Source organism: Victivallis sp. (assembly GCF_048170485.1).
GTDB lineage: Bacteria > Verrucomicrobiota > Lentisphaeria > Victivallales > Victivallaceae > Victivallis.
In genome coordinates, this window is record NZ_DBEXAY010000105.1 from 17,209 (window position 1) to 31,853 (window position 14,645).

At 60.5% G+C, this 14,645-nt stretch carries 11 protein-coding genes and 1 tRNA gene; 7 read left to right on the forward strand and 5 right to left on the reverse strand.

Annotation, left to right across the window (positions count from 1 at the left end; all coding sequences use genetic code 11):
* Positions 1 to 81 precede the first annotated feature (81 nt).
* The 3 genes from ACMLHG_RS05540 to ACMLHG_RS05550 are packed head-to-tail and all read left to right on the forward strand — an operon-like array spanning position 82 to position 6,684.
* Entirely contained in the window at positions 82 to 810 is a 729-nt protein-coding gene (locus tag ACMLHG_RS05540; RefSeq protein ID WP_417169837.1) for a prepilin-type N-terminal cleavage/methylation domain-containing protein, read from the forward strand.
* Between the two features lie 54 nt (positions 811 to 864).
* The gene (locus ACMLHG_RS05545; RefSeq protein ID WP_417169838.1) at positions 865 to 5,745 is read left to right on the forward strand and encodes a LamG-like jellyroll fold domain-containing protein; all 4,881 of its coding nucleotides are present in this window, start codon (positions 865 to 867) and stop codon (positions 5,743 to 5,745) included.
* A 6-nt stretch (positions 5,746 to 5,751) separates the two neighbouring features.
* On the forward strand, positions 5,752 to 6,684 hold the full coding sequence (locus ACMLHG_RS05550) for a carbohydrate-binding family 9-like protein (protein WP_417169839.1): 933 nt from the start codon (positions 5,752 to 5,754) through the stop codon (positions 6,682 to 6,684).
* A 21-nt stretch (positions 6,685 to 6,705) separates the two neighbouring features.
* Here ACMLHG_RS05550 and ACMLHG_RS05555 read toward each other — a convergent pair whose 3' ends face one another.
* Positions 6,706 to 7,140, reverse strand: coding sequence for a hypothetical protein (locus tag ACMLHG_RS05555; protein ID WP_294434682.1), 435 nt, complete (start codon positions 7,138 to 7,140; stop codon positions 6,706 to 6,708).
* Positions 7,141 to 7,334: 194 nt separating this feature from the next.
* On the opposite strand from ACMLHG_RS05555, the gene gatB reads away from it, so the two are divergent.
* Together gatB and recO are read left to right on the forward strand one after the other, a co-directional pair.
* Positions 7,335 to 8,777, forward strand: a complete 1,443-nt coding sequence (gene gatB / locus ACMLHG_RS05560) for an Asp-tRNA(Asn)/Glu-tRNA(Gln) amidotransferase subunit GatB (protein WP_295808339.1) — start codon at positions 7,335 to 7,337, stop codon at positions 8,775 to 8,777.
* A gap of 14 nt (positions 8,778 to 8,791) precedes the next feature.
* Entirely contained in the window at positions 8,792 to 9,409 is a 618-nt protein-coding gene (gene recO / locus ACMLHG_RS05565; RefSeq protein ID WP_417169840.1) for a DNA repair protein RecO, read from the forward strand.
* Between the two features lie 16 nt (positions 9,410 to 9,425).
* On the opposite strand, the gene ACMLHG_RS05570 is transcribed toward recO, so the two are convergent.
* Genes ACMLHG_RS05570 through ACMLHG_RS05585 form a run of 4 tightly spaced genes read right to left on the reverse strand, consistent with a single transcriptional unit; the run spans position 9,426 to position 13,235 of the window.
* Positions 9,426 to 9,938: a hypothetical protein gene (locus tag ACMLHG_RS05570; protein ID WP_295808333.1), complete on the reverse strand. Its 513-nt coding sequence runs from the start codon at positions 9,936 to 9,938 to the stop codon at positions 9,426 to 9,428.
* Positions 9,939 to 9,965: 27 nt separating this feature from the next.
* The gene (gene lepB, locus ACMLHG_RS05575; protein WP_295808331.1) at positions 9,966 to 10,523 is read right to left on the reverse strand and encodes a signal peptidase I; all 558 of its coding nucleotides are present in this window, start codon (positions 10,521 to 10,523) and stop codon (positions 9,966 to 9,968) included.
* A gap of 15 nt (positions 10,524 to 10,538) precedes the next feature.
* Positions 10,539 to 11,654, reverse strand: coding sequence for a type IV pilus twitching motility protein PilT (locus tag ACMLHG_RS05580; RefSeq protein ID WP_294434691.1), 1,116 nt, complete (start codon positions 11,652 to 11,654; stop codon positions 10,539 to 10,541).
* 21 nt (positions 11,655 to 11,675) lie between these two features.
* Positions 11,676 to 13,235 (reverse strand): type IV pilus twitching motility protein PilT, encoded by a 1,560-nt coding sequence (locus tag ACMLHG_RS05585; RefSeq protein ID WP_417169841.1) that lies wholly within the window; start codon positions 13,233 to 13,235, stop codon positions 11,676 to 11,678.
* Between the two features lie 176 nt (positions 13,236 to 13,411).
* On the opposite strand from ACMLHG_RS05585, the gene ACMLHG_RS05590 reads away from it, so the two are divergent.
* Together ACMLHG_RS05590 and ACMLHG_RS05595 are read left to right on the forward strand one after the other, a co-directional pair.
* Positions 13,412 to 13,488, forward strand: a tRNA-Arg gene (locus ACMLHG_RS05590).
* Between the two features lie 54 nt (positions 13,489 to 13,542).
* A complete protein-coding gene (locus tag ACMLHG_RS05595) occupies positions 13,543 to 14,628 on the forward strand; it encodes a GntR family transcriptional regulator (protein WP_417169842.1) in 1,086 nt (361 codons plus the stop codon).
* The last annotated feature ends 17 nt before the right edge of the window (positions 14,629 to 14,645 follow it).

A 14,645-nucleotide genomic window follows, 5' to 3' on the forward strand; every position in this document is an offset into this window, starting at 1 on the left:
TTTCCGGGGTTGTTTTTCCAGAGGAGTTCAGGCATAATTATAAGCAGAAAGTTTCACCATGGAAACGGGAAAGGGCAGTGTATGAGAAGAAGAAGTTTTACCCTCATCGAACTCCTCATCGTGATCGCGATCATCGCGATTCTGGCCGCCATGCTGCTGCCGGCACTGAACAAGGCGCGGGACAAAGCCAAAGCGACCGGCTGCATGGCGAATATGAAGCAGATCGCCTTCGCACTCGACGGATACATGAATGACAACGCAACCTGGTATCCCCGTTCGCTGTACTCCTGGGGGAAGCCGTACAATCAGGTGTGGCATGATATGCTGAACTGGCTCGGCTACACCGGATACCGGCGGCAGACCAAGACTCCGCAGGAGACGCCGGAAGGGCTTTTTGTCTGCCCCGCCGATCCGTCTCCCTGCAAGCACGCACTCTCCTGGGGCGGGGATGATTACCAGTCGTTCCGTTCGTATGGAGTCAACGGCCTGCTGAGCGGACACCAGACCTGGTATCCTATGAACGGCATGTCGCTCAAGCAGACGATGAATATCAGAAAAAGCTGGAATCCATCCATCTATGCCGTTGCGGCGGACAGCGCGGGGACGTCGAACAGTGCATCGATTCTGGCGGGATACAATCAGGCAAATTCCATCTTTGACTTGAATGCGCCGCCTTACCACGTTGCAACCCGTCACTCGAAAGGGGCGAATTTTCTGTACGCGGATCTCCACGTGAAATGGATTCCCGCGCCCTACCCGACCAACCTGATCGATGTGCGGTACGGATCACCCTGGAATGTGCCGCACTAATTCGCGTCGGAATCTGTTGTCCGGAAGAAAATTTGTTTTAAGAGAGAAGATGGAATGAAAAGATCTTTCAGCGGTATTGTTTTTCTTTTCGCGCTGATTGCCTGCGCGGAGCTTACTATTGACGAAAAAAAATCTTCGCCGATTGAACCGGCTGCGTCGTGGCGGCACAATCTTTTTCAAATCAGTTTACAGAAACTTATTCCCGGGAATTATGATCTTTCGTTTGAAGTGAAACTGGAAAACGGTACGGAGAAAACCTCGCTGCAGGCCATGTTTTTTGCCGGAAAAGAACAGAATCTGCTCCCCGTACGTTATCGCCCCTGGTTTCAGAAGCTGCGAATTCCGCTCAAGATCACCAGGGAGTCCACCGCCTTGCTCCGATTCAACGGAGTACCGGCCATGAGCGCGCCCGGCAGGCTGCTGCTGCGAAATATCCGGCTCGTCCCTCTCCAACCGGAATCCGCGGAAAATCTGCTGCCGGAGCCGGAGTTCAAGTTCAATCCGGATGGGAGTTGTTCCGGAGGCTGGGACGCGCTCAAACATGCGAAAACCGGCTCTTCCGCCGTTGCGCTCTCTCCCCTGCCGGGGGGAGGAGTCAAAATCCCCGCCAACAGCAGCTATTCCCTCTATTCGCCGATGCTGATCCTTCCGGAAAATTCCCGGTTGAAAACGTCCGTGCAGATCAAAGGGCAGGGCAAGATCAGATTTTATCTCACCTCCGCCCAGTGGAAAAAGGTGGATGGATGGAAGGCGACCCATACCACTTCGCCGGAGATTCACACGACAGATGAGAGCAACGTCTATGAATTCATCTTTCCCGCCTCCGCCGACAATCAGTATTACCGCTGGCGGGTGGATATCGAATCGGCGAAACCGATGGAACTTTCTGCGCCCCGGCTGGTGTCTGCCGGAGCGGCTGACGGCGAAAAAGAGAGGATTCAGAAGGTGGAATTGATTTATGAGAATGACTTCCGGACGCCGCTTCCGAAGAATTCTTTTACCGATGTCCGGGTGAAGGAGGACCCATTTCTGGGGCCGTGTGCCGAATTCTTCTCCGGGAAGAGTGTGCTGAATTTGACGTTTGATGAAAAGAAAAATGTGAGGTCCGGCGCACTCTCCTTCTGGGTGCGCTTTGACCGCGACTATAAATTTGATCCCCGGAGAGAGGGATTCTGGCGTCTGGAACGAACCGGCAACCGTGCGTTTCTCGCACACGCCCGCCTCTATTTTGGCGCGTCGATGTATTGCAGCGTTCCCGCCCAGATGTTCAAAGATGAGTGGCATCATGTCGCCTATGTGTGGGACAACAGTCGGTATCGGAAGATCTATTTCGACGGGAGGCTCGTCTTTTACCGGGAGTGGATGAGCGGAGCGGAGACCCTCCGGTCTCTGCATTTCGGGCGCGAAGAGGCGATGTCGTCGTTTCAGGGGGCCATTGCCCGGATCCGCCTTTACCGGAATGCGCCGACGGCGGAGGAGATCGCACGGCAGTATTGCGAAAAACGGCCGGTCACTCCGTTTCTGCTGGATCTCTCCGCCGTTGCAGGGAAAAAAGCGAGTGTCCGGGTGGGATTTGACAACGGCACGGCGCAGGAGCTCTCCGAGGCACGCCGGGTCTCGGTCTATGCGCCGGATGGTTCCCGGGTGGCGGAGGCGGAGTTGTCCGCCGCGGTGCCGCCCTGCTCCCATGCGGTTCGTGAATTCTCCTGGACCCCGGCGGATGCCGGGGATTACCGGATTGAGCTGAAGAGTTCCCGGGGAGACTCTTTTTCGGCATTGTTTCCGGTGGTTCACGGCGGAAAACTCTCTCGTCAGCGGGCCGGAGACACCATCGAAAAGGAGCTGATCGCGGAGATCGACTGCGCCGCGCCCCCCGTTTCCGGTCGTTATGCTGACGACGGAAACTGCCGGATCGGGACGCTGAATGGAACCGCCTTCCGGGAGACCCTCGGCAGGGCGCCCAACAGCGGATTTACCTACCGCATGGCGCTGAAGAATCCGGGGAAGATGCACTGGCTGGAGTTTGAGTACCCGGATGACCGGGTGCGGACATTCTACTGCGGAATTTCTCAGGTCTCCGGCGATTCCTTCTCCTCGCCGTTCCTGGATGCCTGCGGCGTCATTACCGGCGACAACTTCCCGCTTTCCGGAAAGATTCAGAAGAGAGGATTTCTTTTTGCCACCGCGAAAAACCGTCCGGAGATCGGCGTGATTTTCGGTTCTCACTTCAACCGCAACGGTGAAAGCGGGCCTGCCGTGTCTAAAATCCGGCTTTACGAGATCAAAGGAACGCTGCCGGAAAATCCTCTGAATCCCGCCGGTCGGAAAATCATGAACTGGAACGAGGACCCCACAATGTTTTCCTACACCTGGTTCAACCAGTACCAGTGGAACGCCGAGACGAGCAACTATGACTTCTGGCGGGAGAAACTCGACCTCATGGTACAATACACCCGTTACATCGGCTGGAGTATGTGGAGCACTCTTTTCTATGACTATGGCGGCAACAGCGCGCCCGGGGACCGGCGGCTGCTCGACAGTCTTTACTCGGCTGGCCACTTTCCGCCCGCGTTTCTCGACATGTTCGCCCGGACCGCCGATCGGGAGCAGATTCCCTACTATCTCTCCTTGAATCACCTCTCCGGCTGGAGCAACGGCAACACACCGACCGGCTTCGCCATGGAGATGGGCGAGGTGTATTTGAGCCGGGATTTCGACGAGGCGGAAAAACGGGGGAAGGATGCTCCCGAGCTCTTCAGTGCAGACAATACGCTCGCAATCGTGCGGCACCGGGCCATTAATCCGATTCATCCCCGTTCGATTGCGACGTTCCGGAAGATTTTCCGCGCCTGTCTCGAGCGCTACCAGACTTCGCCGATGTTTCAGGGGATCGATTATCAGGCGACAGAACCGCTTCACTTTTCCAGTCCGAAGTTCGGTTACGGGGATTACAACGCCTCTCTTTACCGGGCGGAAACCGGGTCGGCACTTCCCGAATTTACCGGCCGGGACCGCTTTCAGAAACGGTATCAGTGGCTTCGCGAAAATGAATGGTCCGCCTGGCTTGAGTGGCGCTGCCGGAAGGTGACGGCTCTGACCGCTGAACTGGTGCGGGAACTGAAGGGGCGAAAACTGATCCTCCGGGTGTCCATCGGCAGAGTTGCTCCGGCGATGGCGGAGGAGCTTGCCCGGGGGCTCCTGCCTGATCTCAACCGCCACTACCGCGAACAGGGCTTGGATCTGAAGGCGCTGGCGGCGATTCCGAATCTGATCGTTTTGCCGGATATCCGCCCCAATTACACCCGGGTGGTGAACAGCAGAAATGATGAGCGGGTGCTCAACTTTTCGGATGCGCTCTTTTCTCTGTGGAAAATTCCGGGAATCCGCAACGTTCAGATTACGTTGCACGACAATCTGGAAATGTGGCAGGGCGGCGGCCATGTTCCCACTTCACGCGGGACGGAACCGCGCAATCTCATTTCCTTCTCGACTCCGCTGCCGGATGAGGAATTCGTACTGGAAAACCTTGCCTGGCTCACCGCGCAGTGTGATCCGCTGATGATCAACCACGGCTGGTGGGGCAATCCGGAGACCGGCGCCTATGAGAAGTTCCGCCGTTTCTACCGTGCTTTTTCGGAGATTCCGGAACAGTCGTTCGCTCCTGCTCCCGGGGTAAATGATCCGGTTTTCGTGCGTCAGAACGGGAAAATTCTCTATCTGGTCAACCTCTGTGCCTGGCCCGCCCGGGTGAAGCTCGCCGGAGCGCGGCCGTTCCACCTGACGGATGCCGTTTCCGGGGAGAAGATCGAAGCGGCCGAACTCGAAATCGGCGGTTACGAACTTCGTGTGTTTCATCAGGATCAGGCCGTTCCGGTGACGCGCGTTCTTCAGGAGCCGCCCAGGCAGCTTCTGGAGAAGGTGGAGGAACGGATGAAGCGGCTGCCGAAGAGCCTGCCCGCCGCGCTTCATGCCGCACAGCTCTATCGTCAGAACCGGCCGGCTGCGGTCTGGTATGCGCTGCAGCATGCTACGCTCAAGCCATATTTCGCCGTGCCGGAACTTTCGGTCAAACACCGTTTTTCGCCAGACGGGAAGGCATTGACGCTGTACGTTCGAAACCCCGCCGCTGAACCGGTGGAGAGTACCTTTTCTCTGGTCGATCTGCCGAAGGGATGGCAGGTCGAGGAGAATGAGAAAACGGTGAAACTTCCCGCCGGGGCGGAAAAGGCGTTGCAGTTCCGAATTCAGCGAAAAGAGTCCCGGGCCGGCGAAGCGGGTTTTCTGCGACTTCGCCGCGTGACGACGGGGAAGGAGGAGCTGTTTTCCCTCCGGTTCCAGCCGGTCATCGCAAAACGGCTGCCGCTTGCTTCGCAGAAATTTTCGATTCCTGATTCGGAGGTTCGGTATCCGTTGACCTGTGTTCAATCCGCTCGTGAATTTGACCGGAACGGCAATTTTGCCGCGAACTGTTCCGTCGGCTGGAGTCCGGAGGGAATCGCCGTGACGATCCGCCTTGCCGACCGGGATTTTCTGCCGCCGCCACCGGGAAAGGTGTTCTGGGAGTACGATTCGGCAGTCGTCTATTTCAATCAGAAGGAGAATGCCCGGGAAGGACGCAAATCCTACGATGCGGATGACCTTGTTTTCCGCATTGCCCAGGTGGCGGGGAAGCCGGTTGTTCTGCAGGGGGAAGAGCAGCGCCGGTGCGACCGGGTGAGCGTGCGGATTTCCCATGGGGGCGGCCGGACGGAATATGCGCTCTTTTTTCCGGCGGAACTGTTCCATGACCTGAAACTGCAGCCAGACGCCCGATGCGGATTTTCTCTGGAGGCGATCAACCGCGACCGCAACGGACGGCGCGCGGTCTTTTCCCTCTCGCCGGAGCACCCGCATCAGAATCCGTTTGTCTGGAGCAATCTCATTCTGACGGAGTGAGTGGATATGAGAGAAACAGGGTTGCTGTGTGTCGGAATCGGTACGCTTCTGCTGCTGGCTGGGTGTTTTTCTTCTCCGAAATCGGAGGAGAGGCTTCTCGCGGAGAAGTTCGATTACGACTTCTACCTCGCGGGGAAGAACACTCCGGCCGAATATATGGTCAACCAGATCGCCGCCGCCGACTCCTCCCGGGCCAAGGCGATTCTCACCGGGCGGCTGATCCCCGCCGACCCGGAAGAGGTTGCCCGCGCAGGAGAAACCATCCGGCACCTGGATTCCGAAATCCGGAAGGGGCTGAGCTGGCCGGAGAAAACCCCGCCCGCCGTCGCGATTCCATTTGCCTCCGTCGCGCCGTCGATCGACGGCGCATGCGACGAGACCGCCTGGAACCATGCGCTCACCTTCCGCGATGAGTATCCTATTTCATCCAGAGAGAAGGTGCCGAGCGGAACCGTCTGGCGTGTGATGTGGGACGAGACTTTTTTCTACGTCGGCGTCACCATCCGGCAGAATTCTCCGCGTGCGGAACCCTACAACCCCGCCGGCGGCGGGGCGCCGTGGCACGCCGATGCGGTGGAACTCTTTCTCGGGCCCGGAATCCGCTTCCGTACCTACTGGGAGATCGTCGTCGCTCCGGATGGTTCGGTCTATGACGCACTCGGCCAGAACAACCGGTGGGGTTCCTACCTCGTTACGCCGGAGGAGTCGGTACAGGGACTGCGGGCCGCCGCCCGGCGGACGGAGCAGGGGTACTCGGTGGAGATCGCCGTGCCGTGGCGGGAAGTTCCCGGCTACCAGCGGGGAAATCCGCCGCGGCCGGGAGAGGAGATCAACTTCACACTGGTCCGTTGCCGGAACGGCATCCAGAGCGCCTGCCATCCACTTCTCTATGGCGGACACAACCTCTTCGGGCACCTGCGCGGCACGCTGGCGCGGTAAACCCTGTTCCGGCGGAGAATGTTACTGCATCGGTTCGGCGTCGTCCAGCGGCATCGCCGACTGGATCACCGGGCGCTTCGCCGTCGGCTGGAAGCGCAGCAGATAACCTTTGTTTTCGCTCAGGTCGTTCACCACAATCCCCTCCCGCTTGCTCAGAAAGGTGTAGTAGAAGTTCCAGAGCTTGGCGGTCTCCCGATCCATGTCCGGACGAATTTCTCCGGCGCTGGTGAGCTCATATTTCCCCGCCCAGTCCCAGTAGGACGCCCGGCCGTTGTAAAGCTCCGGCGCCTTGATGTGCAGGAAGATCTTATCCTGGTAGACCACCGCGTAATCCTCCCGCCCGGAGTCCTCCGCCGCGTATTTCCCGGTCGCCATCACCGGAATCGTGCATCCCGTGGCGAGAAAAGCAAGGGCGAGTGCGCCGAAAAGCGCCGTAACATAACGATGAAATTTCATTTTCCGTTTCCTGTCGGTTCGCTGGATTTTGACTTTCCATACTTATAACCGCTTTTTGAAAAATTTCAACGTCCCGGAACGGAATAATCCGCAGATTTCCCCGCGGAACGATTGACAAATCCGCCCCGGTCCGTTACATTATGAGACGACGGATTTTCATCAACCCATTCATCACGGAAAAGCACATTCTGCAAATGAAATACGAAGCGGTTATCGGCCTTGAAGTGCACGTCCAGGTGCGGACGGCGAGCAAGATGTTCTGTTCCTGCCCCAACCGGTACGGCGCGGAACCCAACACCCTGGTCTGCCCGGTCTGTCTCGGCTACCCCGGAACCCTCCCCGTGCCCAACCACGAGGCGATCCTGAAAGCGGTCCGGGCCGGACTCCTCACCGAGTGCACCATCGCCAAATTCAGCAAGTTCGACCGGAAAAGCTACTTCTACCCCGACCTGGCCAAAAACTACCAGATCAGCCAGTACGACCTGCCGTTCTGCACCGCCGGGCGGCTGCGCCTCTCCGGCAAAGGTTTCTCCGGCGCGGAACTGCCGGAGAAGTACATCGGCATCACCCGCATCCACCTCGAAGAGGACCCCGCCAAGCTCACCCACAGCGCCGGCGCCTCCGGGGCGGACTACAACCGCTCCGGCGTGCCGCTTCTCGAAGTGGTCAGCGAGCCGGATATGCGCAGCGCCGACGAGGCCTACGCCTACCTCACCCGCCTCAAGGAGATCATGCAGTACGGCGACATCAGCGACTGCGATATGGAAAAGGGGCAGATGCGCTGCGACGTGAACATCTCCCTCCGCCCGGTCGGGCAGAAGGAGTTCGGCACCAAGATCGAACTCAAGAACCTCAACAGCTTCCGCGCCGCCCACCGCGCGGTCGAATATGAGATCTGGCGGCAGTCCGACATCCTCGACAAGGGCGGTTCGCTCCGCCAGGAGACCCGCGGCTGGAACGACGACAGCGGTGAAAGCTACCTCATGCGCACCAAGGAGCAGGCCCACGACTACCGCTATTTCCCCGATCCGGACCTGATGCCGGTGACCTTCACCGACGAGGAGATCGACGAAATCCGCCGCTCCCTGCCGGAACTGCCGGAGGCGAAGCGGGCCCGGTTCGTCGAGAGTTTCGGGCTGACCGCCTACGACGCCGAAGTCCTGACGCTCGACCGCGCCGTGGCCGCCTACTTCGACGAGGCCGCGCGCCAGAGCCGGGCGCCGAAACTGGTGGCGAACTGGATCATCTCCGAACTTCTCCGGCTGCTCAGCGAGGAGAAGGTCGCGATCAACGAGTGCCGGATCGCCCCGAAATCGCTCGCCGAACTGGTCGATCTCATCGAGAACAAGACGATCAACGGCAAGATCGCCAAGGAGGTGTTCGCCGAGATGTTCGCCACCGGGGAGTCCCCCGCCGCCATCGTCAAGGCCAAGGGGCTGGTTCAGGTCAGCGACGCCGGCGCCATCGCCGCGGTGGTCGCCGAGGCGATCAAAGCCAATCCGGCGCAGGTCGAGCAGTACCGGGCGGGCAACGAGAAGGTGCTGCAGTTCTTCGTCGGCCAGACGATGAAGCTCAGCCGGGGCAAGGCCAACCCGCAGCTGGTGATCGCTGAACTCCGCAAACAGCTTGCCGAATAGGAGCGTGCCGCGCCGTGGTGATTTCGACTCAGCTGATCGTGCTTTCGAAGCAGTCCTACCGGGAGAGCTCTCTGCTGCTGGCCGGGCTGAGTCCGGACTGCGGCAAACTCAGTCTGGTGGCGAACGGCGCGCAGAAGCTCTCGGCGAAAAACTTCCCCGCCGTCGATCTCTTCCGCGAACTGGAGGTGGAGTTCGACGACGGCGGCAACAGCGACCTTCACACCGCGCGCCGGCTGGAAATCGCCACCGAATTCGATGCGATTGCGTCGAATCCGCGCCACTTCCAGATGGCGGGGCGCATCGGCTCCTTTCTGCTGAAGAATGCCGTGCCGAACGTGCCGCTGCCCTACACCTATGACGCGTTCAAATCGGTGCTCAGCCAGCTGTGCGCTCCGCCGGGGACGCCGGATTGCTGGAACATGGTTCAGTGTTCGGTGGTGATCAAGACCGCCTACCTCTATGAAAACGGTCTGCTGCCGGAGGCGACCGATCCCCGCCAGAACGACTTTCTCGAGAATCTCGTCGCCGCCGGAATCGAAAATTCCGCGCTGCCCGCCTGCCGCCCCGATTACTGGAAGTCCCTCAACGAGTGGCTCTCTTCGCTGCTCGACTTCCACCATCTGGCGCGGTGAGGAAGTCGGGGGAGCGTTACATCTCCAGCACCTCCCGCACGGTGATGCGGTCCACCTTCCACCTGTCGTCGATCCGCTTGAGAGAGCAGAAGAGGTCGCGCACCTCCGAAACGGTGCGCCCGTCCTTCATCCTCCCTTCGAGGATGCCGGTGAAGACGGCGCTGGCGGCGTCCGGCGGCTCGACGGTGATCTCCAGCCCGCGCATTTTTACCGAGACGGTGGAGAAGAGCGCCCGGAAGCGGGCCAGCGTCGAGGCGATCTCCGTATCCGAAAGTTCGCCCGAGAACATCTCATGCTTGAAGTTGAAGTGACAGCGGGGGGCGAAGAGCGACTCCACCTGCCGGATTTTCAGCAGTCCGGAGGCGGCTTTCTCGCCCGACCCCTTGGTGGCGAGCGAACAGAGATCCCGCAGCGTGCGGCGGATCTTCACCTCGTCGCTGTCGCGCAGGAAATACCAGGCCGCCGCGCCGCCCGCGGCAAGCACGAGTACGAGGATGGCCGAAATGAGAATGCGCTTGTTGAGTTTCATCGGTGAAATACACTTTCTCCTGCCGGGTCAGAAAAGGGGCGACCCGGCGATTTTGCTCGCGAGCACCTGCCCGAAACGGTGCTGTTCGATCGGCTGACTGCGGTTGTCGCCGACGACGTAATAGTGGCCGGGTTCGACTTTGCGCGGCGGCAGGTTCCAGTCGCTGATGTAACGCACGTACGGCTCCTCCTGCGCCTTGCCGTTGACGTAGAGCGTGCCGTTGCGGAATTCGATCGTATCCCCCGGCAGGCCGACGATCCGTTTGAGAAAGTAGACCCGGTCGGCGTAGCGCAGAATCACCACGTCGCCCCGCTTCGGTTTGCCGAAGAGGTATTTGCCGCGCCAGCAGAAGGTGAACCCCTTCGCCGGATAGGTCGGCACCATGCTTTCGCCGTTGATGACGCACGGAATCAGCACGAAGCCGAAGAGCACACCCGCAAACAGGGCGACCGCGAGCATCCGCAGAAAGAAGCCGCGGTTGAGCCGGGGCAGGAAGAATTCCGTCACCATTCCTGCCCCGGTTTCGTCGTCGGAGCGATGCGCCCCGGCGATCTTCGCCCAGATGCCTGCCGCCCGCCTGAACATGGCTCTCCTCCGGCGTCAGCGCTTCTTCTTGTTGTTGAGCGGAATCCCCTTGGCCGCGGCCTCCTCCTCTTCGAGGAAGGAGAGGAAGCGGGATTTGTCGCTCGCCTTCATGTAGGCCTCTTCGGCGGAGATGTTGCCGGCGTCGAACTGCTCCTGAATGGAGCTGTCCATCGAGCGCATGCCGCGGCCGCCGCCGGAGTCGATGATCGTGCGGATGTTGGAGATCTGCCCTTCGCGGATGGTGTTCGGCAACCCGTCCGCCCAGAGCAGAATCTCGTGGACCGCGACCCGTCCGCCGTTCTTCTTGCGGCAGAGCAGCTGCGAGACGATCGCCTGGAGACATTCCGCGAGCATCGTGCGGATCTGCGCCTGCTCATCCGCCGGGAAGGCGTCGATGATACGGTCAACCGTCTTCGGCGCGTTGTTGGTGTGCAGCGTGGCGAAGACCAGCATGCCCATCGCGGCGCAGGTGAGGCCGAGGCGGATGGTTTCGTTGTCGCGCATTTCTCCGATCAGCACGATGTCCGGGTCGGAGCGCATGGCTCCGCGCAGGGCGCGCGGGAACGATTCGCTGTGGATTCCCACCTCGCGGTGAACGATCGTGCAGTTCTTGTTCTGGTGGACGAACTCGATCGGGTCCTCGATGGTGATGATGTGCTTGTGAAGGTTGTCGTTGATGTAGTCGATCATCGCCGCCAGCGTCGTCGATTTGCCCGAACCGGTCGGGCCGGTCACCAGCACGAGGCCGGATTTGTAGTTGCAGATCTCGACCAGCGTCTCCGGCAGTTTCAACTCCTGCATCGTGAGGATCTTGCTCGGAATCTGACGGAGGACGCACCCCATGCCGTGGTAGTTGTAGAAGTAGTTGCAGCGGAAACGGGCCAGCCCCGGAATTTCGTGCGCGAAGTCGAGGTCGTGCGTCTCCATGAATTTGGTCCACCGCTTGGGGGGCAGGCAGATCTCCTTGAGCATCTCCTCCATCACCTCCGGGGTGAGAATGACGTCGTCCAGCGGCTGGATGTTGCCGTGGACACGCGCTTTGGCCGGGAAGTTGATCGAAAGGTGAAGGTCCGATCCGCCGAGACTGAGCATCTGGCGGAGGTAGCGGTTGATTTTCGGTTCCTGTTCCATGATCGTTCGTCTCCTTGAACGTTACCGGGCTTGCTTGAGTTTGCGGGCTTCGCGGGTCGCCCATTCGGCCTGCAGCTGCGAGATGACCGACTGGTCGCGCATCAGCCCGAGCGCGACCTCATGGTCGATCAGGTTCTGCTTGTATTTTTCCAGCAGGCACTGGTCGAGCGTGCACATGCCCTGCTTGCTGCCGGTGGCCATCGTCGATTTGAGCCGGAACGCCTTGCCTTCGCTGATGATGTTGCTGACCGCCATCGTGTTGATCAGCACCTCGTAGGCGACGGTCAGCCCGCCGTCCGCCGCCGGAATCAGCCGCTGGCAGATGATGCCGCGCAGACTGCCCGCGGTCATCGCGCGGATCTGCGGCTGCTGTGACGGCGGGAAGACGTCGAGCAGACGGTTCAGGGTGTTGGCCGCGTCGCTGGTGTGCAGTGTCCCGATCACCAGGTGTCCGGTTTCGGATGCGGTGATCGCGTTTTCGATCGTTTCGAGGTCGTGCATTTCGCCGATGACGATGATGTCGGGGTCTTCGCGGAGAGCGGCCTTGAGCGCCGTCCGGTAGCTGATGGTGTGGCGGCCGATTTCGCGCTGGGTCACCTGGCAGTTCTTCGACAGCTGGAGGATTTCGATCGGGTCCTCGACGGTGATGATGTGGTCGGTCCGCTTGTCGTTGATGATGTTGACCATCGCCGCGAGCGTGGTGGTCTTGCCCGACCCGATCGGGCCGGTGACCAGCACCAGGCCGTTGTGGTAGTCGAGCAGCCGCTTGATGTGGGTGATGTCGGAATCCATGAATCCGAGTTCCTCAAGCGTGCAGATGTGGTCCGGAACCAGCCGGTAGCTGCCCTCCATGCCGTCCTTGTGCATCATCAGGCAGACGCGGAAGCGGTCCTTGCCGACCTCGAGCGCGAAGTTGATGTCCATATCCTCGTAGAAGCGCGCCTTGCGTTCGGGCGAGAGGAGCACGGTGTTGAGCCGTTCGGCGTCCTCGGCGGGGAGGACGTAGTCGTCGATCCGTTCGATGTTGAGCATCCGCCGGACGAACGGCTTGGCGCCGGCGGAGAGGTGCAGGTCGCTGCAGCCGAGGGCGCGCAGACAGGTGAGCAGCAGGATCATCCGTTCGGCGACCTGTGCATCGTCGAGCTGGGAGATGTCGCGCAGGGTCGGCAAATCGGCGTAGGAGTGGATCTGGGAGAGATCGATGTTCGCCCCTTCGAACCGGGTGGCGGAGTCGGCGACCAGGCCGGTCCGCTGTTTTCTCCGGCGGCGGGAGCTGTCGTCGTCGTCCTCCTCTTCCTCGCGGGGGGCGGCCGCCGGAGCCGGAGTTGCCGGCGTCTCGTATTCCGGCGCGATGCCGGTTTCCGCCTGTCCGACGGCGTAGTCGATGACGGCCTGAATCTGCTCGAGGACGCTCTGGGCATCCTCCTGCGAAAGGCCGGCGACCAGCCGGTCGAGGACGCTCTGGGCGTAGGCGGTCAGATCGGGAGAACCGAGCGAAGCGTAGAGCTGTTCCGCCTCCGCCCGGGTGAGCGCGCCGTTGGTGACCAGCGCGAAAATGAACCATTGGATATCAAGCGGCATTTCTCTTCTCTCTCTTGATGAAAACTTGGATTTTTGTATTATAGCCCGTTCTCGCCGATTTTTCAAGGAATTTCCCGGAAATTTCAATCCGCAAATCCGGGCGGTTTCATTTTCTTTTTCCGGAAATTCCGGGGAAAATTGCAAAATTCCTTTCGAGGTGCTATGTTAAGCGAAACGCTCCCGTAGCTCAGTTGGATAGAGCGAACGCCTCCTAAGCGTTAGGTCACCAGTTCGATTCTGGTCGGGAGCACCATGTCAAACGCAGCAAGGGCCGTCGATTTTGGAACAGCGTGAGAAAGAGAGCCAGGTGAAATACCGCCAGATCGCCGATATCCTGCGGGAACGCATCCGGCGCGGCCGCTACAAACCGGGCGAGACGATCCCCTCCTATCCGCGACTGCGGGAACTCTTCGAAGTGAGCGACATCACCGTGCGCAAGGCGGTGGCGCTGCTGGTGAACGAAAATCTTCTGCGCATGGAGCGCGGCCGCGGCAAGGGATTCTTCGTCATGCCCCCCGCGCCGGCGCGCAGTTCCGGGCGGCGGCTTCACCGCCTCTGCATCCTGCCGGTGAACCTGCCCCAGAGCGACGACCCCGCCATTCAGAAGGGGATCACCGCCGCGGTCGAGGCGGAGTTCGGGAGCCTCATTCTGCTGCCGGACTTCGCCGACGCCGACAGCCGATTGCGCTGTCTGCGGAGCATCACCGCCGCCGAGGCCGCCGACGGATTTCTGATCAACGGCCAGCTCTTCGCCTCCGATCGCGAGGCGGCGGGGGTGACGGAGTATTTCGACTCCTGCGGGATGAAGTATGTGGTGATCTATTCGTGCGAATGCCGTTCCGCGTCGGAGTTTTTCGCCGCCGGGCGCCCCGGCGTGTTCATGAACGAGCGCGACGCGCTCCGGCGGGCGCTGCTCCGGGCGGAGAGCCGCGGCAACCACCGGCTGCTCTTTCTCGGCATCGACGGATTTTCGGTGCGCCGCTCGATCGAAGTGGCCCGCGCCCTCGATCTCGCCCAAAAGTTCGAATTTGCGGAAATCATCCTCGACGAGCTGGAGGTCAAGAACCTCTTTCACTCCTTCGAGCGGGTGCTGGAGGAGGCGGTCCGCCCTGGAACCACCGTCGTGCTGGAGGGGAGCAACCTGCCGCTGAGCTATTTCGACAGTCTGCTCGCGGCGCGCCGCCTCCGGCCCGGCCGCGACGTCTCCTGTTTCTTCTTCGAGCACTACTGCAACCTCGAGTCGGTCTTTTTCAGCAAGTACTCCTCGATCAGCCGCCCCTATTTCGACCTCGGGTTCAAGGCGGGCGAACTGCTCCGGCGGATGGTCGCCGCCGGAACGCCGGGCGAGACCATCACGCTTTCCGCGGCCTTCAACGACCTCGGCACGATCTGACGGGCGCGCCGTCTCCG

What these genes read in the sequence shown, in the direction of transcription:
- ACMLHG_RS05545 (WP_417169838.1), top strand. Translation starts at nt 865, where the DNA reads ATGAAAAGATCTTTCAGCGGTATTGTTTTTCTTTTCGCGCTGATTGCC.
- ACMLHG_RS05580 (WP_294434691.1), bottom strand. Translation starts at nt 11,654, where the DNA reads ATGGAACAGGAACCGAAAATCAACCGCTACCTCCGCCAGATGCTCAGT.
- ACMLHG_RS05585 (WP_417169841.1), bottom strand. Translation starts at nt 13,235, where the DNA reads ATGCCGCTTGATATCCAATGGTTCATTTTCGCGCTGGTCACCAACGGC.
- ACMLHG_RS05570 (WP_295808333.1), bottom strand. Translation starts at nt 9,938, where the DNA reads ATGAAACTCAACAAGCGCATTCTCATTTCGGCCATCCTCGTACTCGTG.
- ACMLHG_RS05540 (WP_417169837.1), top strand. Translation starts at nt 82, where the DNA reads ATGAGAAGAAGAAGTTTTACCCTCATCGAACTCCTCATCGTGATCGCG.
- ACMLHG_RS05555 (WP_294434682.1), bottom strand. Translation starts at nt 7,140, where the DNA reads ATGAAATTTCATCGTTATGTTACGGCGCTTTTCGGCGCACTCGCCCTT.
- ACMLHG_RS05550 (WP_417169839.1), top strand. Translation starts at nt 5,752, where the DNA reads ATGAGAGAAACAGGGTTGCTGTGTGTCGGAATCGGTACGCTTCTGCTG.
- lepB (WP_295808331.1), bottom strand. Translation starts at nt 10,523, where the DNA reads ATGTTCAGGCGGGCGGCAGGCATCTGGGCGAAGATCGCCGGGGCGCAT.
- gatB (WP_295808339.1), top strand. Translation starts at nt 7,335, where the DNA reads ATGAAATACGAAGCGGTTATCGGCCTTGAAGTGCACGTCCAGGTGCGG.